Raw genomic sequence first — 21,173 nt, forward strand, 5'->3', positions numbered from 1 at the left:
TATCACGCACAATCCGGGACGAAAACAGGATTTCTGGACCGCGAGCAATCTCAGGGCGCGGGATCATCGTCGCCGGGCTGATCCAGCGCCTCAATTCCGAGCGGTGCGCCAATGCCCTCGACAATCATCCGGCGCGTTGCATCCGGCCCTGTCCAGGCCAGCGCGTCGATGATCGACATATGGGACTGGAACGCGTGCTTTGCCTGAGCGTATTGCGGATGCGTGAAATTCATGAACCGAAGACGGACACCCTGTTCCGAAAAGGGATTGCTGTCGCGCAAATATCCGGCGGACCCGACGGGCGAGAGGTAAATCCCTGCCTTCAGTCTTTCGCAGATCTGCAACAGCCGTTCCGACCGTTCGAAATCCGGCAGGTTCATCCGGCTGGTCTGGTGAAACGTCGCATCAATGCCGATTTCCGAGCAGATGTCGCGAATGAACCCGATATTCACCGCCGACAGCCCATGCGATGATCGGGCCAGCCCGGTTTCCAGCAGGCGTTCCACCAAAGGCCAATGCGGCGCTTTTCCAAGACACCCATTGATCCGCGCCACCAGCTTCCGTTCGAAATCGGGTTGCCCGAACCGGGCCTCGTTGATCAGCGGAAAGGAAGGCTTGCGCGCCACAGGCAGCGACAGCAGCACCGGCCCGTTCGGCCCGGAGATCCGGTTGCGGTTCTGCCAGCTCTGCTTGGTGAACTGCACATCGTCCAGAAACACGAAATCATCGGCCTGGGCAATCAACGAGAAATAGCCGAGCCAAGGCAGGAAGGTGGGCTGCATGATGGCGCAAACCCGCTGATCCCCGGTCATCTGGGCAGGCGCGTCGGTCATGTCTCGACATCGTCATAGGTGATCGGGTGGCCCTTCGGCACGTCCCTGATCAGCCGCCGACCCTGCACCGCCCCCTTGTCATTGGGCGGAATCCCCGCCCCCGGCCGGACGAACCGGAAATCCGCCTCTGTCACGATCTCACCCGCGCGCAGATTCCGAAGGCTGAAGGCCGACCGCCGGCCAACCGCCTTGCTGACCTGTTCGGAACTGGAGGTGCCCTTCTTTCCGGTCCCCCGCGCGATGGCGGCCTCGGTGACACCGGCCGCGATGTCAGCCAGCACATCCGGCGTGGCAGAGAACCTGTGGTCGGGGCCGGTGCGGGTCGGATCGTTGGTGATGTGCTTCTCGATCGCCACAGCCCCCATGGCCGCCGCCAGAACCGCGGCACGCGACCCGACCGTGTGATCCGAGAACCCGACCATCCGCCCGAACCGCGCCCGCAGCGCATCCATCGCGGTCAGGTTGATCTCTTCGAACGGGGTCGGATAGGCCGATACGCAGTGCAACAGGATCACGTCTCCCGCATTGGCCCGCGCCAGCACGTTCAGGGCATGGTCGACCTCGGCCAGTTCCGCCATGCCGGTCGACATGATCACCGGCTTTCCGGTGCCCGCGATCTCGATCAGCAGGTCATCGAAGGTCATCTCGAAGGACGCGATCTTGTAGAGCGCGCAGCCAAGGTCTTCGGTGAAGGGCAGGTCCATCGGGTCGTAGACGGAGGTAAAGGGCAGCATTCCCCGGGCGCGCGCCCGTTCGAACAGCGGCGCATGAAATTCCATCGGCATCGCGGCGGACTGGTACAGCTCATAGAGATTTGTGTGGCCCCAGACCTTGTCAACGGCAAGCGAGGGGTGATTGCTGTTCACCGTCAGGCTGTCGGCGCTGTAGGTCTGCAACTTGAACGCATCCCACCCGGCATCGGCGGCAAGATCCACAAGGGCAAGCGCCTGATCCAGATCGCCATCGTGATTGGCACTGAGTTCCGCGATCAGGAATGACTTCTCGGTCTCTCCGATCTTCTTGCCGTCTACTGTGAGTGTCATCTCGGTCCTTTCTGGCACATTGCCATGATCGCCTCCGCCACGCGGGCCGCTCCGTTCCCGTCTACCGCGTCGGCGGCCTCCGAGACCAGCCCCAGATCCGGTTCGCGCGAGGTGACAAGCGTGGCAAGGCGGTCGAAGAAGGCGGCTTTCCCGCCGGGATCGGCGGTGAAATGGATCTCCGCGAGGCCGCTGTCCCGAAACGCCTCGAAATAGGCGCGGTATTCGTCGTGATCCCACAGGTAGAGCGCCCGGCGACCGAGGCAGGCCGCCTCGTAGCGGACAAGGCCGGGCCGACCGACGACAAGCCGTGCGCGCAGGTAAAGCGGAATGAGCGAGGTCAGACCGCGATGCAGCGTGATCTGCGGACAGGTGGTGGCCAGTTTCTCCAGGTCCGCGACCAGATCGGGTGCGAACTGGGGGCCCATGACAACGTCGACCGGATAAAGTCCTTGCGCACAGGCGCGCGCAAGTCCAAGCGACAGCCCGGTCGGATCGGCACCGCCACAGGCGACGAGGATTGCCCCCTTGCCCGTCACCGCCGCAGCCTTGGCCCTTGCATGGCGGTAGGCCTCTGGCAGGATCGCATAGGCGCTTCCGGCAAGCCAGCGCGTGTCCGGCAGCGGCGGGCGCAACTTGTCGGCGGCATGATAGGGCGTTACCAGCAGATCCGGCAGGCAGCCCGGATCGGGTGCGGTGAAGTGGTCGGGCGGCATGCTGTCGATCACCACGACGCGGTGATCTGCGGCTTTCAGTGTCGCCACATCCGCCGCCGTGGCCATGGCGTTGCCATGGTGCAACGTATCCAGCGCGACAACCGCCCCCTCGGGCAGCGCAGCGATCCAGCCGGCATCGTCAAGGCGGCCATGCGCGGGAAGGCCTAGCTTCTCCATGACGTCCGGGCGTTCAGGCGACGAGACAAGCACATCGCCCTTCAGCGCCTGCGCGAGGGCGGCACAGCGTTGCAGGTGGCCTATGCCTATGCCCGCGCCACCGGATGCGCGCAGGACGATCGCGGGGGTCATCGCGGCCATCAGGCTGCTGCCTCTGTCAACAGCCGCTCCTCGATCATGGCGCAGACCCGGCTTACGTTCCGATCCATGTCACCGTAGTGATCCAGCATCCGGCGCATTGGGTCCGTCATGCCCCCTTCGACAAAGGCCTCAAGCGATGCCTGGTCGGAAATCACGGGCAGGGACATCAGTTGGCGACAGTTTTCAGCCGCCATCAACGCCGCCGGTCGCCCCAGATAGAGCCCATCGAGAACCGCCGTCGACGGGGTGGAGACGATACAGTCCACGAGGCTCAGCACGTCGACGATGTTCATGCCCCTAAGCGGACCGGAATGCTGGAACGAGAAGACCACGTTCGGGCAGTCTTGGCCGAGCTGCCGGTCATGCTGGCTGTAGTTTGAGCGGACCTTGCCCCGATGCGGCCGGACGATCACCGCGACATCCGGGTTTCGCTGGCAATATGCGCGGATCATCCCGTAGGCCTGCTCGATCTGGTTGGCGTCATGGCCGCCGCCCCGGAACGTGTGGCAGATCAGGACGCGCCTGCGGAACCCGGCCAGCCGTTGTGCAAGTGCCTCGGGGGGCCGCCGCAGTTCGAAAACCGGTTTCTTGGTAAAGCCGGAAATGTGGATGCGCGGCGTCACGTCCGGCGCCAGAATGCCATCATGGCAGGAAGGATCTTCCCACAGAAAGACCGGATCGGAATGAAACTCCGTCGCGCTGCCATCGTCCGAATAGGTCAGGTGCTGCTGGATGACGCCATGCTGCATGTATATCGTCGGAATACCCGCGTCCTTTATGTAGCGCCCGCGCGCGCCGAAAACCGACTCGTCATGGCAGGGGTCACCGATTACGAGCAGCCGGTCGACCCCGCGCAGCAGGCGTCGATAGTAGACACCCGCCTTCATCAGCTTGTTGGGCCGCACCCGATACGCCATGCCCGATCCGCGCAACAGCTTGCGCACGCGCGCTTCGCGCCGCCACAGGCCGGAGGTCACGAAAAGATCCAGCTCGACCCGCCCCCCATCCCTGAGGCCCGAGAGGATCGGATAGAGGTTTTCAACGTCCGGCACACCGTTCAGAAAGGCCCCCAGAATGGGGCGGCGGGCTGTCATGCCTCGACCTCTTCCAGCACTTTCGCCAGCAACTCCGCAAAGGCCCAGTCCTCGGGCGTGTCGATGTCCTGCACCCGGTGACGCGGCAGGACAACCGGGATCGTCGGGGACCGCAAGGCCCGGCGGTCCGACAGCCATGCCTCTGCCGTTCCCCAGACGAACTGCGCGGCATCATGATAGGCCTCGCGCAGGTCCTGACTGCGCAGAAACAGATTATCCTGGTTCATCATCGTCAGCTGGCCATCCGTCTCGACCAGAGCGCGTTCCACGGGGGCCGGAAAACTGGCCACGGAAATCGCGTAATCGGCATCCGAGGCGGTCAGCCGGTCCAGCCCGGCGCGCAGGTCCGCCGCCCTCAGGAACGGGGCGGTGGCGTAGATCAGGCAAACCATGTCGGGTGGGGTGATCGACAGCGACAATTGCCGGATCGCATCTTGCACGACCTCGGTCAGTCCGGCGTGGTCATTTGCCAGATCAGCCTGTCGCAGAAACGGCACCTCGGCCCCCGACGCACGGGCGACCTTGGCGATCTCGGCATCATCGGTGGTGACGACCACCCGGTCGAACAGGCCCGAGGACAGCGCCTCGCGGATGGCCCAGGAAATCATCGGCTGGCCGCGGAATGGCCGGATATTCTTGCGCGGAATCCGTTTGGAGCCACCGCGCGCGGGGATGATAGCAACGGTTTTCAAGCCCGGGGTCCTTCCGCTTCAAACTGGACAGCGTCTGTATATCACCTTTGCGACAAGCTTGAAGGCTTCGCAGGGGTCAGCGCTTGTTTTCCGTTTCGTTCACGATTTGTAAATGGCGGATTGCATGTCCGGCAGGCTAAGGCGTGCACCTGCCCATCACCGCCAGAGATATGCCATGCCGCGTGCTTAGGCCGACCCGCGCATACGGGATCGGGTTGACGGAAGCGCCCGTGCGCCCAAACCGGGCGGAAGGCGCATTGAACGGCTTGCACTCCGTGAAAACCGATTCAACAAGAGAGCAACCGCACATTTCCCGGAAGGCATCCCATGTCCTTTGACATCAACATCGGTCCCAACATTCGCAAATCCGCTTATTTCGAGGCGACCGTTGCCGACGGGGTGCGGTCCTTTTCGGTCTACAACCACATGTATATCCCCGGCAATTTCGGCGACCCGGAGGCGGAATATGACCGCCTGTTGAAGGGCGTCGCAATGTGGGACGTGGCCGCGCAACGGCAGGTGGAGCTTTCTGGACCCGATGCGGGCGCGCTGGCGCAATATCTGACTCCGCGCAACCTGTCGGCGACAAGGATCGGTCAGGGCCGCTATGTGCCGCTCTGCGATCACGATGGCTGGCTTATCAACGATCCGGTTCTGCTGAAACTGGAGGACACCCGCTATTGGCTGTCGGTCGCGGATAGCGATATTCATCTCTGGGCCGCCGCCGTCGCGCGGGAAAAGCGCATGGATGTGCAGGTGTTTGAGCCCGATGTCTCGCCCCTTGCCATTCAGGGCCCGAAGGCCGAGGACGTGACCGCCGCGCTGTTCGGGGACTGGGTGCGCGAACTGCGCTATTTCGCCTTCCGCGAAACCGAGTTGAACGCCATCCCGCTGGTGCTTGCGCGGTCCGGCTGGTCGAAACAGGGCGGGTTTGAGCTTTACCTGACCGATGGCAGCCGGGGGGTCGACCTGTGGCAGGCGGTGAAGGAGGCCGGCCGGCCCTTCGGCATCGGGCCGGGCGCGCCGAATGATACCGAGCGGCTGGAAAGCGGGCTGATTTCCTATGGCGCGGATATGCGGTTGCAGACGCATCGGACAAATCCCTACGAAATGGGCTTCGGCCCGCTGATCGACCTTGCCGCAGGGCATGATTTCATCGGCCGCGCGGCGCTGGAACGGATCGCGGCGGACGGCCCTGCGCGCCGCCGGGTCGGGCTGGTACTGGACGGCGACCCTGTGCAGCCGAACGGTCATCCGCTGGACCTGCTGCAGGACGGCCAGCCGGTCGGTCATGTCAGCGAGGTAGCACTGTCCCGTCGCCTTGGGATGAATATCGGCGTCGGCCTGATCCGCGCAGATATCGCCGACAGCGCCACCGGTCTCAGCGTCGCCCTGCCCGATGGACCCCGTGTCGCACGGCTGGCGCCCCTGCCCTTCGCCTGACCTCTCACAGATCCGAGCGGATCCACTCCGCGAACCGTTCCAGCGGCGCGCGCATGGGCCGGTCATTGGGCCAGACGAGGTAGTAGCTGCCGGTTGAGGCCACGGCACCGCCATAGGCCACGACCAGCCGCCCCCGCGCGATCTCGGCCTCGGCAAGAAATGTGGGCAGGAGGGCAACACCCATCTCCAGCGCGGCGGCCTGCGCGATCGTGGTGAACTGGTCGAAGAGCATGCCGCGCGGGGCGCTGACATCGAGGCCCTGATGGCGGAACCAGTCCTCCCACGCGCTCGCTCGGGTATCGAGATGCAGCAGCGGCAGGTCCAGCAGCTCCTCGGGTCGGTTCAGCGGTTGAGGCACCAGCCCCGGCGCGCAGACCGGCAACACCTCCTCGCCCGCGATCTTTAGATAGGACACGCCCGGCCAGTCCCGCGCGCCGAAATGCACCGCCGCATCGAAGGGTTCCCGCCCGAAGTCAAAAGGTTTCAGCCGTGTGGACAGGTTCAGCGACACTTCCGGGTGCGCAAGGCTGAACCGGCGCAAACGGGGCGCCAGCCAATGGATGCCGAAGGTGGGCAGGATAGAGAGGTCAAGACTGCCGCCATCGGGGTTGGCCTTCAACCGCAGCGAGGCACGCGATAGCGCCGTCAGGCTTTCCCTCAGCGTCTGGCAATAATCCACCGCAGCGGGCGTCAGCCGCAATCCGCCCCGCCCCGGCTGCACCAGTGAGACGCCCAACTGATCCTCCAGCACCTTGATCTGACGGCTGACCGCACTGTGCGTGAGCGACAGTTCCTCCGCCGCCGCCGTGGCGCTGCCAAGGCGGTCCACCGCCTCCAGCGCCAGCATGGAGGGAAGAGAAGGCAGGAAGCGGCGCGAGGCAATCATGTGAGTTTTTCTCCAACTTGTCGGAGAATTCATCATTGGCGCTGCCGTGTAAATACGCATATTTCAGTAGGGAACGTGACAGCCCCGCTGCGATCTCCTTCAACAAAATCGCACGGAACAAGCCAGTAGAGGCCCCCCCATGGACCGCGCCCAGATCGTCCACGAGAATTTCCTGACCCGCGTGGCCAAGCGCGATTTCCCGCCCGGCCAGCCGCCCGCGCCGGGCCTGCCGGCGCCGCTGGCGGTCTCGCTCTTCCGCTCGCAGTGCCTGTCCCGCGCGCTCGACCGGGAAAGCCGGGCGATGCAGAAGGCGGGGCAAGGCTACTACACCATTGGCTCCTCGGGGCACGAGGGCATGGCCGCCGTCGCCGCCGCCCTGCGCCCGACGGACCCGGCCTTCCTGCATTACCGCGACGCCGCCTTCCAGATCGCCCGCAGCGCGCAGGTGCCGGGGCAGAACATCACCTGGGACATGCTGCTTTCCTTCGCCTGTTCCTCCGAAGACCCCATCTCCGGCGGGCGGCACAAGGTGCTCGGGTCACGCGACCTGATGATCCCACCGCAGACCTCCACCATCGCCAGCCACCTGCCCAAGGCGGTCGGGGCGGCGTTTTCCATCGGCCTCGCGCGTCGCCACCCGCCCGAACACAAGCTCTATGAGGATGACGCCATCGTCATGTGCAGCTTCGGCGATGCCTCTGCCAACCATTCCACCGCGCAAGGTGCGATCAACACGGCGGGCTGGACATCCGTTCAGTCCACCCCCCTGCCGCTGCTTTTTGTTTGCGAGGACAATGGAATCGGCATCTCGGTCAAGACGCCGAAAGGCTGGATCGAGGCCAGCATGCGCCACCGCCCCGGCATCCGCTATTTCAGCGCCGACGGGCTCGATATCTACGACACCTACAAAGTCGCGCAGGAGGCCGCCGACTATGTTCGCACCCGCAGGAAACCCGCCTTCCTGCACCTGCGCACCGTCCGGCTTTACGGCCACGCGGGCGCGGATGTGGCGCTCAGCTACCTATCGAAAGAGGAGGTCGAGGCCGGCGAGGCGAATGATCCGCTTCTGCATTCTGCCCGCCTTCTGGACACCTCGGGCGCCCTGCCCGCCGAAGATGCGCTGGCGATCTATGAGGAGACCAACGCCCGCGTCACCCGCGTGGCGAAGGAGGCAGTCACCCGCCCCCGCCTGCAGGACGCGGCGGGTGTGATGGCCAGCCTCATCCCCCCGAAACGCGACTGCGCGCCCACGAATGGCCCCTCGTCCGAGGCGCGAGCGGCAGCATTCGGCGCGGACATCAAGGCGATGGACAGCCCTCAGCCCCTGTCGAAAATCCTCAACCTCGCGCTCACCGACCTGATGCTGGAGCACGGAGAGATCATCCTGATGGGCGAGGATGTGGGCCGCAAGGGCGGCGTCTATGGCGTCACGCAAAAGCTGCAACAGCGCTACGGCCCCGACCGGGTGATCGACACGCTGCTCGATGAGCAATCCATCCTTGGCAATGCCATCGGTATGGCGGGCAACGGATTCATCCCCATCCCCGAGATCCAGTTCCTCGCCTACCTGCACAATGCCGAAGACCAGCTGAGGGGAGAAGCCGCCACCCTGCCCTTCTTCTCGAACGGCCAGTTCACCAACCCCATGGTGGTGCGCATCGCCGGGCTTGGCTACCAGAAGGGCTTCGGCGGGCATTTCCACAACGACAACTCGCTGGCGGTGCTGCGCGATATTCCGGGGCTGATCCTCGCCTGCCCCTCCACCGGCGAAGACGCGGCCATGATGCTGCGCGAATGCGTGCGGCTGGCGCGGGAGGAACAGCGGCTTGTGGTCTTCGTGGAACCCATTGCGCTCTACCCGATGCGCGACCTGCACGAGGCGGGCGATGGCGGCTGGATGACGACCTATCCCGCGCCCGACCGGCGGATCGGGATCGGAGAGATCGGCCAGCACGGCGACGGGCAGGATCTGGCGATCGTCACCTATGGCAACGGCCACTACCTGTCCCGGCAGGCGCAGGCGCGATTGGAGGCCGAGGGGATCAGAACCCGCGTGATCGACCTGCGCTGGCTGGCGCCCTTGCCGGTCGACGCCATGATCGAGGCGGTGCGCGGCTGTGCCCATGTTCTGGTGGTCGACGAATGCCGCTTCACCGGCGGACAGGCCGAGGCGCTCATGGCGCATCTGCACGAGGCCGGGATTGGCAGTTTCGCGCGGGTGACGGCAGAGGACAGCTTCATCGCCACCGGCCCCGCCTATGGCGCGACCCTGCCCTCGGCGGACGGGATATATCACGCGGCGAAGGCTCTGACGGGGGGCATGGCATGACACGCAAAGCAGTTCTGATCTGCCCCGGACGGGGCACCTATAACGCAGCCGAACTGGGGTATCTGGGGCGTCACCATGGCGTGCGTGCCGACCTGATCGCGCGCTTCGACGCGATCCGCGCCGAGGGGGGCTGTGAAACTGTCACCGCGCTGGACAGCGCCGAGAAATTCAGCATCTCCAAATATTCACGCGGCGACGTGGCCTCGCCCCTCATCTGCGCCTGTTCGCTGGCCGATGTGGCAGCGCTGGCCGAGGATATCGAGGTCGTCGCCGTCACCGGCAATTCCATGGGCTGGTATCTGGCACTGGCCGCTGGCGGTGCGCTGACGCCGGAGGACGGGTTCCGCGTTGTCGACACGATGGGCGGCCTGATGCAGGAGCATCTGATTGGCGGGCAGTTGGTCTATCCGTGGATGGGTGACGACTGGCAGCCGGATGTGGCGCGCAAGGCGGAACTTCTGGCGCTGGTCGCCGGGATCAATACCCGCGACGGGCAGGACCTGCACCTCTCCATCGACCTTGGCGGCATGTTGGTGCTGGCAGGGAACGAGGCCGGGTTGAAAGCCTTTGAAACCGCCGTTCCCCCGGTCGGTGGACGCTTCCCCATGCGGTTGGCCAACCACGCGGCGTTTCATACCGGGATGCAGGCCCCAGTGGCCGAAAAGGGCCGCGCCGCCCTGCCCGCTTCGCTGTTCCAACAGCCGCAAAAGCCGCTCATCGACGGGCGCGGGTCCATCTTTTGGCCAGGGGCCACGGACACGCAAGCGCTCTGGCGCTACACCTTCGACACGCAGGTCTGCGAGACCTACGATTTCACCGCCGCCATCCGTACGGCAGCCCGCGAATTTGCACCCGACCTCTTCATCGTGACCGGCCCCGGCGCGACGCTCGGCGGGGCCGTTGCGCAATCGCTGGTGCTGGCCCAGTGGAAAGGCATGGCGGACAAGGCGGGATTCGAGGCCGTGCAGGCCCGCGACACCCTGCTCGTCTCCATGGGCCGCGAGGACCAACGCGGGCAGGTCACATAAGGAAAGGGGCCGGGCACCCGGCCCCCCTTAGGTCACGCCGCGTAGATCACCGGGAAGCGCCCGCCTCGGAAGGGATCGCCCTTCGCAAGGCTCGCGTCATGCAGCCATTCGGTGACCTCGTCGCGCGGATCATACGTGGCCCCCTCCACCGCAAAGCGGATCGCGTAGCCCCGCCGCCTGTGGGTCGAGGTCCGGTTGCCCATGGCCGAATGCACGCTCATCCCATCAAAGGCCAGTGCATCGCCCGGCGCCATCTGCGGGAAGTGGAAGATATCATACGTCTCCCGCTCCGCCTCGAAATCCGGCATGTCGATATAGTCGGGGTTCCCCTCCTCCAGGTAGTGCGAGAACGCCCCAAGCTGGTCGGTCTTGAAGGGCCGGTATTTTGCGCCCCAGGCATGGCTGCCACGCACAAACTCCAGCGCGCCATTATCCGCATCCACATCGTCGAGCGCGATCCACATGGTCATGATCGGCCCCTGCACGGGCCAGTAGGGCTGATCCGTGTGCCAGCCGGTCTGGGTCTTCGTTCCCGGCTCCTTCACGAAAATCTGGTCGTAGATGAGCGAGGTCCAAGGGCTTCCCGCCACCTCGGCAACACGCTGGCCGATATCAGATTGCAGGCAGTAGTCCTGAAACGTGCCGGGCCTTTCACGCATGTTCTTGTAGGCGAAGTAGCGTTCGCCCTTCTGCACTTCGAGGTCGATCGCCGCGCGCAGTTTCTCGATCCACGCTGGCGAAACCGCGTTGCGCAGCAGCACGACACCGTCGCGCCTGTAGTTCTCCTGCACCTTGGGCAGGTCTGGGGTAAGGGTCATCTGGAAAGCTCCAATTCTCCGGGCCGCCATCGGGGCGGCCATGTCATCTGGGGACGTGCCCCGGTTTCAGCGGATCATCAGAGAGCGGGGGAGGAGCGGTTGTTGATGATGAAACAGGGCCAGCAGGACCGCGCCGACCATTTCCCGGTCAGCCTGTCGCGGAATTGTTGGACCTTTTCCAGCATCGTTCATGCCTTTCGCTGCCCCTCACGCTGACAGGCTTTGCGCGACCTGCCAAGGGGAAATGGTTGTACGGGGGGATTGGAGGGGCAAGACATTGAGGGCTTGAGATCAGCTTTGCGGACTATCCCGACATTGGATTTTTACCTTCGGTGATGCAGCATCGCTTCGCGCGTGCGGTATCGAATTTGCGGCATCGCAGCGGAATTCCCGTTTGCTGACGTTCAACGGAGTGGATTAAGGCAAATCCCAAACTGTCCCTTCGCTGCTTGCACGACGGACGATCAAGGAGCGAACTAAGCAGGCTTTTGAGGTAGCTGGTTAGACGTCTGCTCCTTTGACAAAGCCGAAACCTAGTTCTCAACGTTGGCGATCTGGGATATGCGCTGAAATTTCTTTCGATACGCTGCGGGAGACATTCCTGTTCCGCGTTTGAACACCCGCCGGAAAGATGCAGGATCATCGTAGCCGACGGCAGAGCCGACATCGTCACTGTTGTGTTGATCCGTCTCCAGCATCTGCTTAGCCTCTTCGACCCGAAGCGCCTGCACGTATTCGATCGGAGTGAAACCGGTAGCCGCACGGAAACGTCGCGAGAATGTGCGGGAATTCAGCCCTGACCGCTGTACCATTTTCTCTACCGGCTTGGTGGTAGCGTAATTGTCAGCAATCCAGAATTGGCACTCCGAGATGGGGCCGTCATTGGACTCCATCGGTCTTGTCATCACCGAGTAGGGCGACTGGCCTTCAGAGTGGCCGCTGATAAGAAAGACCTTGGCGGTTTCAATCGCGGTTTTGTATCCGCAGAACCGAGCGATCAGATAGACTGTCAAATCATGCCATGCGCTGACACCCCCGGCGGTGACAATGCGGTCTGTTTCGGCGGCAAGGCATAGTACGGATTCATTTCGAAAGGTGATTTCGGGGAAATGTCGCTGAAACATGTCGCGGTATGCCCAATGGGCCGTTGCTTCATGCCCATTCAGCAGTCCCGACTCAGCCAGCAGCAATGACCCGGAACAAACTGAGGAGAGTAATGCACCGTCAGCGTGCATTTTCTTGAGCCATGCGATTTCGCGCGGATAGCGGCCCTTTGGAACATCGTAAATTGACGTGTACATATCGCAGATGACAACTGCATCCGGCGTGGTCACGTCACCAACGGGGGAGTGAGGTTCGACCGGAATATTGCCGATGCAGTGAAAAGGCTTTCCGTCTGCGGACACGATCTTGATGTCCAGCAGTTCATCCCCCGGCGCACCATTTACCATGTCGGGGTATACGGCCCCCGCGGAGAGCAGAACGTCGTAGAGCCCGTAAAGAACGGATGCCGATGTTTCCGGCGCCGCAAGGAGGACGATTGTTGGTTTACGCGGGGACGGCATTGGCGCTCCTGTCATAATTGGCTCGGTTTTGACGGATTTGGCTTGGCATCCTGTCCATTATGCCACGTCTCTGGCGAAACTGCCACTTAACCCACGATTGGCGGCCTCCTACTCTCGGCAATACAAACAATAGGAGCGGAGACATGGACGGTCTTGAAACGAAAGATGCAGCGGATATCCGGAAACTTTCGGGCGACGTCATACTTCCTGGTTCGGATCGGTACGATGCAGCCCGTGCAGTCTGGAATGCTATGATTGATCGTCGACCGAACGCTATCGTTCGGTGCCGAAACAGCGCTGACGTCGTTGAGGCTGTCAAACATGCGCGCGGCCATAATATGCCGATCTCGATCCGGGGCGGTGGCCATAACGTCGCCGGTCATGCCGTCTGTGACGACGGGCTGATGATCGATCTGAGTGGCATGCGTGCGGTGGCCGTCGATCCTGACAAACGCATTGCAACTGTTGAGGGCGGTGCGCTTTGGGCTGACGTCGACTCTGCAACACAAGCGCATGGCCTCGCCACACCCGGCGGGTTGATTTCCGAGACTGGCGTGGCCGGGTTGACCCTTTCAGGGGGCATTGGTTGGCTGCGCGCGCAGCACGGACTATCCATAGACAACCTTATTGCCGCAGAAGTGGTCACAGCCAATGGCGACCTGGTTCGGGCTAGCCCTGACGAAGATGCAGACCTGCTGTGGGCCCTGAAAGGCGGTGGCGGGAATTTCGGTGTGGTCACCCGGTTCGAATTCGCCCTGCACCCCGTCGGTCCGGAAATCATGTTCGCAGCACCGATTTATGCGATCGAAGACGGGCCCGAGCCGATTCGCGCCTGGCGCGAATTGATGAAAGAACACGGCAACCTCGTCGGATCGCTTTGCGAGTTTTCCACGGCTGGCGGCGAGGATTTCGCGGAGAAGGATCAGGGCAAGCGCGTCTACACTTTGGCATGCGTTTACAACGGGGATGCGGCCGAAGGCGAGGCACTGTTGCAGCCGCTGCGAGAGCTTGGCTCTTTGGTTGCCGACTTCTCTGGACGAATGGCGTACTGCGAGGTGCAGCAACTGTTCGATACGCTGATGCCTGCGGGCGATTTCCGGTGCTACTGGAAAGCGCGGTACCTGACCGATCTCCCTGACGAAATGATTGATCTTGCTATGCAGAATGCGCTTGATGCGCCTTCTGACAATTCGATCTCATCGTTGTGGAACTTTGGCGGTGCGACGGCGGCTGTTTCAGAGGGAGCCACGGCGTTTGGTGATCGTTCAATGGGCTGGATGTATTCACTGGATGGGGTTTGGATAAACCCAAGCGATGATGCACGAAACATCGCCTGGTCACGTGAGGGGTGGGAAAGTGCTGCGCCTTTTGGCCACCACGGCCGGGTGTATCTGAACTTTCCGGGCCACGGGGAAGACGGTGACGCGCTGACCCAAGCGTCTTTCGGTGACAATTTCCAACGGCTGGTAGAGATCAAGACCAAGTATGATCCGGACAATCGGTTCCGTTTCAACCAGAACATCAAACCGGGGGTTTGAAATGACCATTCAATCCCCGTTACCTGCAATGGGCTCCGGCGAGGTTTTTCTCACCGAAGGCGGCACAGAAACGGAAATAATGTATCGTCATGGGTTCGAGTTGCCTGAATTCTCGATGCTGCCATTACTGAACAATCCAAAGGCCGTTTCCGCAATGCGGGATGTGTTCTCGCAACAGCTTGATGTGGCTGCCGAATTTGGCTTGTCCTTTCTGCTAACCGGTCTCGACTACCGCGCCAGCCCGGACTGGGGCGCCAAGTTGGGCTATTCACCGTCTGGTCTGGTCGAAGCCAACCTCGCCGCGATCGAGTTTCTCAGGGACGTTGCCAAAGGGTATCAGAGCCAGATACCGCGACTTCTGATCGGTGGCTTTCTTGGTCCCAGAGGGGATGCTTACAGCCTTAATCAGGAAATCACCGCCAATAGCGCTGAGGACTACCATGCTGTGCAGCTTGAGACGTTGAAACAGGCAGATGTGGACTTTGCATGCGCTGCAACATTCAACAATATCCCGGAAGCCGTCGGCGCCTTGCGCGCGGCGGACCGGATCGGGGTGCCACTCTCGGTCTCGTTGACGCTCGACAGTTCATGCCGGTTGAAGTCTGGACCAACTCTGGCAGAAGCTATCATTGAAATTGACCGTCAGGCCGAACACGCTGCTCCGGAATTCTACATGGTCAATTGCTCCCATCCGCTTGAGTATGAACCCGCCCTAGAGAAAGGAGATTGGATCAGGCGGCTACGTGGAGTGCGCCCCAATGCCTCCAAGATGGAGAAGATTGCCCTGTGCAAGCTCGGGCATATTGAGGACGGCGACCCGGTTGAGCTTGGCGCGCAATTGCGAGACCTTTCTGATCGCTATCCGCATATGGATATTTTTGGGGGGTGCTGCGGCACCGGACACACGCACCTGCGGGAGATTGCAAAAGCTTTGGTGGCTCATTGATTGCCATAATCGGCTTTCACAGTTTTCCGACATTGGTGCGATGCGCAGCATTGGTTATTGTGGACTCCTAACGGTCATGCGGCACCGCAGGAGGTCCGCAAAACTGGAACCTGCCGCTTGAGGAAGTAGGCAATATCTAGGACGCTGAAAGGCTTGCCCGCGCCAACTGCCGTCGCCCTTCTGATAGCGGATGTTCAACCCAAGCAAGGCCAACCAACCCTGTGAGCCCGGAACAGACAAATCCAGGTCGGCCAAAGATTTTCAGGTAGGGTCTGTTAGTGCCGCGCTAAGATCAATTCGGAACCTTTTTCCGCAATCATGATCACGGGCGCATTGGTGTTGCCACTTGTCATCGTCGGCATGACGGACGCATCGCATATTGACAAGCCCTTGATACCGTGGACCGCAAGATCAGGCCCAACGACCGCTCCATCACCGGGACCCATTCGGCATGTACTTGTCGGGTGCCAGACCGTGCTGGCCGTGCGTCTGATGAAGTCCTCCAATGCCGCATCGGTATTGATTTCAGGACTGGCTGGCCCGTCGCAGATCGCATCGAACGCCGGCGCATTTAGGATTTCAGCGTTGCGGCGATGGTGGGCGATCATCAGCCTCATGTCCTCTGGATCGGAGAAGTAGTTGGGGTCGATGAGGGGGGGCATCCAGCGGATTGGAGGAGACGAGCCGGACAGTTCCCTGGCTTCTCGGCCGACAGATATAGCCACCCAACGCAACTCCGGCACGATCAAGACGACCACTGGTACGGAAGACATCTGGAATGGCGGGTCGGAAAATCGATTGGAACTGAGGATAAGCGCTACCGGGATCGACCGAATGAAATGCCACGGCGTCGACCTGCATCGTCGCGAGCCATCCCCCTCCGGTTTTCTGAAACTCTTCAACAGCCGCCTCGAAGGTTTCAGGCAAAGCTCCCAAGACCGCTTCCGGCTCTTTCAGGCGGCGAAAGACGCCGTCCTGGGAATAGTGATCTTCAAGGTGCGCGCCTACGTCAGGGTTGTCGAGGATGACATCGATACCTTGGTCGGCCAAATGATCCGCCGGCCCGATACCGGACAGCATGAGCAAATGGGGCGAGCCGATCGATCCGGCCGAGATGACGATTTCTGAGGCGGCATGGATCCGTCGTGGAGTCTGTCCGTTTTCGAGATAGTCGACGGCGATCGCGCGGCCGTTTTCAATCAAGACCCGGGTCACCATCGCCTCCTTCAAGATCGTGAGGTTGGTGTGATCCCGAACCGGGTCGAGATACGCCGTAGCGGTGTCACAACGGGTACCGTTGCGGATCGTCGCCTGCATTTATCCGCATCCGAATTGCTCGGCACCATTGATGTCCGCATTGTATGGAATGCCCGATTGCTGTGCCGCCTCGAAGAAGACCCCGCAAAGAGGATGCGTATGCGGGTTCTTCACGACCGAAAGGGGGCCGTCGGTTCCATGAAACGCGTCATCGAATTCAGCGTTCGCTTCCGCGCGGACAAAATAGGGAAGCACATCATCATAGCCCCATCCGGTATTCCCAAGTTGAGCCCATTCATTTTAGTCGCCCACATTTCCTCGCACGTAGATCATACAGTTGAGCACGCTCGACCCGCCGAAAACGCGCCCGCGAGGGTAGTCGATGACACGGTCGTAGAGGCCCGTTTGAGGCACAGTACGAAAGCGCCAGTCCGATTTAGTGTCAACTTGTCGGGGCGCCGCGCCGGGAAGGCGGGAGAGGACCGGATCGGGGTCTCCACCAGCTTCGATCAGTGCGACGGTCGCATCGCCGCTTTCGCATAGACGTCTTGCGAGAACGCAGCCGGCGGAGCCCGCGCCGATTACGATGAAATCAAAACTGTTCTTCATGACGAGTTCCTTTCTGATGCGGCAGAGCGCTGCCCCACTGGCCTCAGGCGCGAGCCGCGATCAGGTCAGCGGCTTTTTCGGCGATCATGATGACTGGCGCGCTCGGGTGTCCTGTATTCATTCGCGGCATTACCGAGGCGTCTGCGATACTGAGGCCTTCAATACCATGCACCCTCAAGTCAGGTGCGACCACGGCACCATCGTCCTGTCCCATGCTGCAACTGCCAACCGGATGCCACGACGTTGAAGAAACCTCTCGGATGTCGGCTATGATGTCCTCGTCGCTGATCCGGTCGGGTCCCGGAGAGATTTCGCGCGGCGCAAGTTCCGCGAAGGCAGGCTGAGACACGACTTTCCGCGCCTCGCGGATACAGGCAAGCATCAGGTCGACGTCGGCTGGATCGCTAAGGTAGCCCGGATCAATGAGTGGCCGATCGAGCGGATTGTCGGACACAATTGAGACTCGACCCCTGCTGCGAGGCCGCGTCGGAAAGCCCGAAATCGTGAATCCATGTCGGTCCGGCGGGCGCATCTCGGGAGCACCAAGGCTGATGTAATAGGGGATCATCAGCGGCTCGATATCCGGCGCCTCAGTTACGGGGTTCGAGCGAAGAAAAGCACCGGACTCGAAGTGGTTCGTTGTTAGTGGCCCCCGGCCTTCTGCAAATTGGCGCTGCGCGTCCGCTAGTTCCTCGGCGGTTTGGCCGAAAAACGTTAGAGGTTTCTCAATCTCCCAACGGCTGCGGTAGTGCAGATGGTCCTGCAGGTTCTCACCCACCCCTGGCAGGTCATGCCGGACCTTTACCCCTACTTCTTCCAGCCGCTCTGCCGAGCCAATCCCTGAGAGCTGGAGAATTTGCGGCGATCCGACTTCCCCTGCCGCGAGGACGGTGTCTTGTGCGGTTTCCCGTTGGATCTCTCCGCCGGCGATATAGGCGACCCCAAGGACGCGCTTACCGTCAAGGACGAGCCTGAGGACCGTAGCGCCTGTCGCCACGGTCAGGTTCGCCCGTGCCTGCGCCGCCTTCAGATACGTGCACTCTGTGCTGCCTCGCGTGTTACTGTGCAAGGTGGCCGGGAAGTAGCCGCAGCCTTCGACGTCCTGCCCGTTCAAATCGTCGTTGAACGGGATACCTGCCTCCTGGCAGGCCGCAATGAAGGCATATGTCAGGGGAGATCGTTCTGCCTGTTCGCTCACCGTCAGGGGACCCGCTTCGCCATGCAGGTCGCGTTCACCCGGCACCTGCCAGTTCTCGGCCTTTCTGAAATAGGGCAGCACGTCATGCCAACCCCACCCAGTCGTGCCCAGCTGTCATAGTCCGAGGGGTGTCCGCGGAGATAGATCATGTAATTGATGGAGCCGGTCCCTCCGATGCACCGCCCTCGCGGATATGCGATTTGCCTGCGGGATAGGTGGTCCTGCGGCCCAGTCCGAAAGCCCCAGTCGAACCGCGTATTGGGCAGGGACCCCATGGCCGCAGGCGTAGACACGCGTGGATCGTCATCGCTGCCGCCAGCCTCGAGCAATAGAACATTTCGGTTTGGATATTGAGTCAGTCTTGACGCTAGAACGCAACCAGCAGAGCCGGCACCGACGATAATGACATCAAAGCTACCAGTCACGGTGTCGCCTCAGCCAAGTCCAATTGCCGGACCTCAAGCCCATCTTCCTTCGTCCTGCGATGCAGCCATCGGTCCATCGTTCGAGCCACGGCAGCGTCCCCACTCAGAAACAACCGCCCAGCGTCGAGTTCCCGTCCGATCGTCGAACGGCTTAGGATAATGGATGTCAGAGAAACCTCGTCAGTCTCTATGTAAAGGTCGATGTCAAAGCCTGGGATAGTCGAGCAGATTTCTACCGGCGATCCGGGGCGGCTCAACACCCAGTAGGTATTGTAGTCGAGCCCGGGGTCACTGAACCTGAACTGAATAACAATCTGTCGGCGCGGCAATTGCTCCGGATCAATATAGCTGCGCATCTGCCACATCAGGTTCGAGACGTCGAAATCGCATAGCGCTTCACGGGCCTCGATGTTGCATTGCGCCCAGCTTGCAAGCGCGTCCAAAGCGGACTCCAGGTCGATGGCGCGTTGTTTGTGCAGGTAGTTCACCTGACCGGTCGCCGGTTCCTCTGAATGACGGTTCGTCCCGCGTCTCGCTCATTGACTAATGTAATCTCGCCTCGCTCGGCACGAATGGCCACTCTTTATGCCGCGTCGCTGTGCTCAAGATGATGCGTACGCGGCAAGTTCTGTGCCGCGTGCGCACGCAGCAAGAAAATCAAAGTCACAGCTTGGGCTCCAAGCAGCCAACGGGCTCCAGCCAAAACATCCTTCCCCTACAACCCGACATGCCAAGCAGCTGGCCCCTCGCAATTGAGGGGCCGTGTCCGATCACAATATCCCCGGCAGATCCAACCCATGCTCCCGTGCGCAGTCGAGGGCGATCTCGTAGCCCGCATCGGCGTGGCGCATCACCCCCGTTGCCGGGTCGTTCCACAGCACGCGTTCCAGCCGCCGGTCGGCGTCCTCTGACCCGTCGCAGCAGATCACCATGCCGGAATGCTGACTGAACCCCATGCCGACGCCGCCGCCGTGATGCAGGCTGACCCAGGTGGCCCCTGACGCCGTGTTCAGAAGCGCGTTCAGCAGCGGCCAGTCGGACACGGCGTCCGAGCCGTCCTTCATCGCCTCGGTTTCCCGGTTGGGCGAGGCGACGGAGCCGGAATCCAGATGGTCCCGCCCGATCACCACGGGCGCTTTCAGCTCTCCGTTCCGGACCATCTCGTTGAATGCGAGCCCCAGCTTGTGGCGCACGCCAAGCCCGACCCAGCAGATCCGCGCGGGCAGGCCCTGGAAGGCGATCCGCTCCTTCGCCATGTCGAGCCAGTTGTGCAGATGCGGGTCGTCCACAAGCTCCTTCACCTTGGCGTCGGTCTTGTAGATATCCTCCGGGTCGCCACTGAGCGCACACCAGCGGAACGGCCCGATGCCCCGGCAAAAGAGGGGCCGGATATAGGCGGGCACGAAGCCGGGGAAGGCGAAGGCGTTTTCCAGCCCCTCCTCCAGCGCGACCTGCCGGATGTTGTTGCCGTAATCGAGCGTCGGCACGCCCGCATTCCAGAAATCGACCATTGCGGCCACATGCACCTTCATGCTGGCCCGCGCAGCGCGTTCCACGGCCTTCGGGTCGCTCTCCTGTTTCTCGCGCCATTCAGCCACGCTCCAGCCCTGCGGCAGGTAGCCGTGGATGGGATCGTGGGCGCTGGTCTGGTCGGTCACGATATCGGGATGCACCCCGCGCCGGACAAGTTCCGGGAAGACATCGGCGGCGTTGCCGATCAGCCCCACCGATTTCGCCTCGCCCGCCTTGGTCCACCGGTCGATCATGGCGAGTGCCTCGTCCAGAGAATGAGTGATCTCATCCACATAGCGGGTGCGCTTGCGGAATTCGGCGCGGGTTTCGTCACATTCCACAGCAAGGCAGCAGGCCCCGGCCATGACGGCGGCCAAGGGCTGCGCGCCGCCCATGCCGCCAAGTCCGCCGGTCAGGATCCAGCGACCTTTCAGGTCGCCGCCATAGTGCTGGCGGCCCGCTTCCATGAAGGTCTCGTAGGTGCCCTGAACGATCCCCTGCGACCCGATATAGATCCACGATCCGGCGGTCATCTGGCCATACATCGCGAGCCCCCGCTTATCGAGCTCGTTGAAATGGTCCCATGTCGCCCAGTGCGGCACGAGGTTCGAGTTTGCGATCAGCACGCGCGGCGCGTCCTTATGGGTGCGGAAGACCCCCACGGGCTTGCCCGACTGCACCAGCAGGGTCTGGTCTTCTTCCAGATCCTTCAGGCTGGCGACAATCGTATCGAAATCGTTCCATGTCCGCGCCGCGCGCCCGATGCCGCCATAGACCACCAGCTCATGCGGGTTCTCGGCCACATCGGGGTGCAGGTTGTTCATCAGCATCCGCATCGGCGCTTCCGTGAGCCAGCTTTTTGCGGTGATCTCCGTGCCCGTGGCGGGGAAGACGTCGCGGATGTTGTGGCGGGGATCGGTCATGGG

General features: G+C 62.1%; 17 protein-coding genes and 2 pseudogenes. 5 read left to right on the forward strand and 14 right to left on the reverse strand.

Translation table 11 applies throughout. The features are described 5' to 3' along the window. Positions 1-50: 50 nt before the first annotated feature. Genes ACOOEX_RS13605 through pseF form a run of 5 tightly spaced genes read right to left on the reverse strand, consistent with a single transcriptional unit; the run spans position 51 to position 4,693 of the window. A complete protein-coding gene (locus ACOOEX_RS13605) occupies positions 51-833 on the reverse strand; it encodes a WbqC family protein (protein WP_420395335.1) in 783 nt (260 codons plus the stop codon). Continuing rightward, a complete protein-coding gene (locus tag ACOOEX_RS13610) occupies positions 830-1,876 on the reverse strand; it encodes an N-acetylneuraminate synthase family protein (protein WP_420395336.1) in 1,047 nt (348 codons plus the stop codon). Before ACOOEX_RS13610 ends, ACOOEX_RS13605 begins: the two co-directional genes overlap by 4 nt. Beyond that, complete coding sequence (locus ACOOEX_RS13615) at positions 1,873-2,907, reverse strand: hypothetical protein (protein ID WP_420395337.1); 1,035 nt, start codon at positions 2,905-2,907, stop codon at positions 1,873-1,875. The genes ACOOEX_RS13610 and ACOOEX_RS13615 overlap by 4 nt, the downstream gene beginning before the upstream one ends. Continuing rightward, a complete protein-coding gene (locus tag ACOOEX_RS13620) occupies positions 2,907-4,001 on the reverse strand; it encodes a hypothetical protein (RefSeq protein WP_420395338.1) in 1,095 nt (364 codons plus the stop codon). The genes ACOOEX_RS13615 and ACOOEX_RS13620 overlap by 1 nt, the downstream gene beginning before the upstream one ends. Then, the gene (pseF, locus tag ACOOEX_RS13625; RefSeq protein WP_420395339.1) at positions 3,998-4,693 is read right to left on the reverse strand and encodes a pseudaminic acid cytidylyltransferase; all 696 of its coding nucleotides are present in this window, start codon (positions 4,691-4,693) and stop codon (positions 3,998-4,000) included. Before pseF ends, ACOOEX_RS13620 begins: the two co-directional genes overlap by 4 nt. A 327-nt stretch (positions 4,694-5,020) precedes the next feature. On the opposite strand from pseF, the gene ACOOEX_RS13630 reads away from it, so the two are divergent. Next, on the forward strand, positions 5,021-6,136 hold the full coding sequence (locus tag ACOOEX_RS13630) for a glycine cleavage T C-terminal barrel domain-containing protein (protein ID WP_420395340.1): 1,116 nt from the start codon (positions 5,021-5,023) through the stop codon (positions 6,134-6,136). A 4-nt stretch (positions 6,137-6,140) separates the two neighbouring features. Here the strand turns inward: ACOOEX_RS13630 and ACOOEX_RS13635 are convergent, their stop codons facing one another. Further along, on the reverse strand, positions 6,141-7,022 hold the full coding sequence (locus tag ACOOEX_RS13635) for a LysR family transcriptional regulator (protein ID WP_420395341.1): 882 nt from the start codon (positions 7,020-7,022) through the stop codon (positions 6,141-6,143). 139 nt (positions 7,023-7,161) lie between these two features. Between ACOOEX_RS13635 and ACOOEX_RS13640 the strand changes: the two genes are divergently transcribed. Continuing rightward, positions 7,162-9,351 carry a dehydrogenase E1 component subunit alpha/beta gene (locus ACOOEX_RS13640; RefSeq protein ID WP_420395342.1) on the forward strand — a complete coding sequence of 730 codons (2,190 nt, stop codon included), beginning with the start codon at positions 7,162-7,164 and terminating at the stop codon, positions 9,349-9,351. Further along, a complete protein-coding gene (locus ACOOEX_RS13645) occupies positions 9,348-10,379 on the forward strand; it encodes an ACP S-malonyltransferase (RefSeq protein ID WP_420395343.1) in 1,032 nt (343 codons plus the stop codon). Before ACOOEX_RS13640 ends, ACOOEX_RS13645 begins: the two co-directional genes overlap by 4 nt. A gap of 32 nt (positions 10,380-10,411) precedes the next feature. On the opposite strand, the gene ACOOEX_RS13650 is transcribed toward ACOOEX_RS13645, so the two are convergent. Continuing rightward, a complete protein-coding gene (locus tag ACOOEX_RS13650; RefSeq protein ID WP_420395344.1) occupies positions 10,412-11,197 on the reverse strand; it encodes a phytanoyl-CoA dioxygenase family protein in 786 nt (261 codons plus the stop codon). A 533-nt stretch (positions 11,198-11,730) separates the two neighbouring features. After that, positions 11,731-12,762 (reverse strand): GlxA family transcriptional regulator, encoded by a 1,032-nt coding sequence (locus ACOOEX_RS13655; RefSeq protein ID WP_420395345.1) that lies wholly within the window; start codon positions 12,760-12,762, stop codon positions 11,731-11,733. A gap of 143 nt (positions 12,763-12,905) precedes the next feature. On the opposite strand from ACOOEX_RS13655, the gene ACOOEX_RS13660 reads away from it, so the two are divergent. Together ACOOEX_RS13660 and ACOOEX_RS13665 are read left to right on the forward strand one after the other, a co-directional pair. Beyond that, positions 12,906-14,300: an FAD-binding oxidoreductase gene (locus tag ACOOEX_RS13660; RefSeq protein WP_420395346.1), complete on the forward strand. Its 1,395-nt coding sequence runs from the start codon at positions 12,906-12,908 to the stop codon at positions 14,298-14,300. 1 nt (position 14,301) lies between these two features. Next, a complete protein-coding gene (locus ACOOEX_RS13665) occupies positions 14,302-15,246 on the forward strand; it encodes a homocysteine S-methyltransferase family protein (protein WP_420395347.1) in 945 nt (314 codons plus the stop codon). A 275-nt stretch (positions 15,247-15,521) separates the two neighbouring features. Here ACOOEX_RS13665 and ACOOEX_RS13670 read toward each other — a convergent pair whose 3' ends face one another. From ACOOEX_RS13670 to hutU, 6 genes and pseudogenes are all read right to left on the reverse strand, one after another. Next, on the reverse strand, positions 15,522-15,854 hold the full coding sequence (locus ACOOEX_RS13670; protein ID WP_420395348.1) for a GMC oxidoreductase: 333 nt from the start codon (positions 15,852-15,854) through the stop codon (positions 15,522-15,524). Then, a pseudogene (locus ACOOEX_RS13675) lies at positions 15,826-17,112 on the reverse strand (GMC family oxidoreductase). The gene ACOOEX_RS13670 and the pseudogene ACOOEX_RS13675 overlap by 29 nt, the downstream one beginning before the upstream one ends. A gap of 43 nt (positions 17,113-17,155) precedes the next feature. Beyond that, on the reverse strand, positions 17,156-17,680 hold the full coding sequence (locus ACOOEX_RS13680) for a GMC family oxidoreductase (RefSeq protein ID WP_420398375.1): 525 nt from the start codon (positions 17,678-17,680) through the stop codon (positions 17,156-17,158). Positions 17,681-17,923: 243 nt separating this feature from the next. Next, positions 17,924-18,735, reverse strand: a pseudogene (locus ACOOEX_RS13685) (GMC family oxidoreductase); the annotation flags it as partial. Beyond that, a complete protein-coding gene (locus ACOOEX_RS13690) occupies positions 18,732-19,223 on the reverse strand; it encodes a hypothetical protein (protein WP_420395349.1) in 492 nt (163 codons plus the stop codon). The pseudogene ACOOEX_RS13685 and the gene ACOOEX_RS13690, both read right to left, overlap by 4 nt. Positions 19,224-19,505: 282 nt before the next feature. Then, positions 19,506-21,170, reverse strand: coding sequence for a urocanate hydratase (gene hutU / locus ACOOEX_RS13695; protein ID WP_420395350.1), 1,665 nt, complete (start codon positions 21,168-21,170; stop codon positions 19,506-19,508). Between the last annotated feature and the right edge of the window lie 3 nt (positions 21,171-21,173).

Origin of the sequence: Nioella sp., from assembly GCF_965215655.1 — a bacterium.
Taxonomy (GTDB): Bacteria; Pseudomonadota; Alphaproteobacteria; order Rhodobacterales; family Rhodobacteraceae; genus Nioella.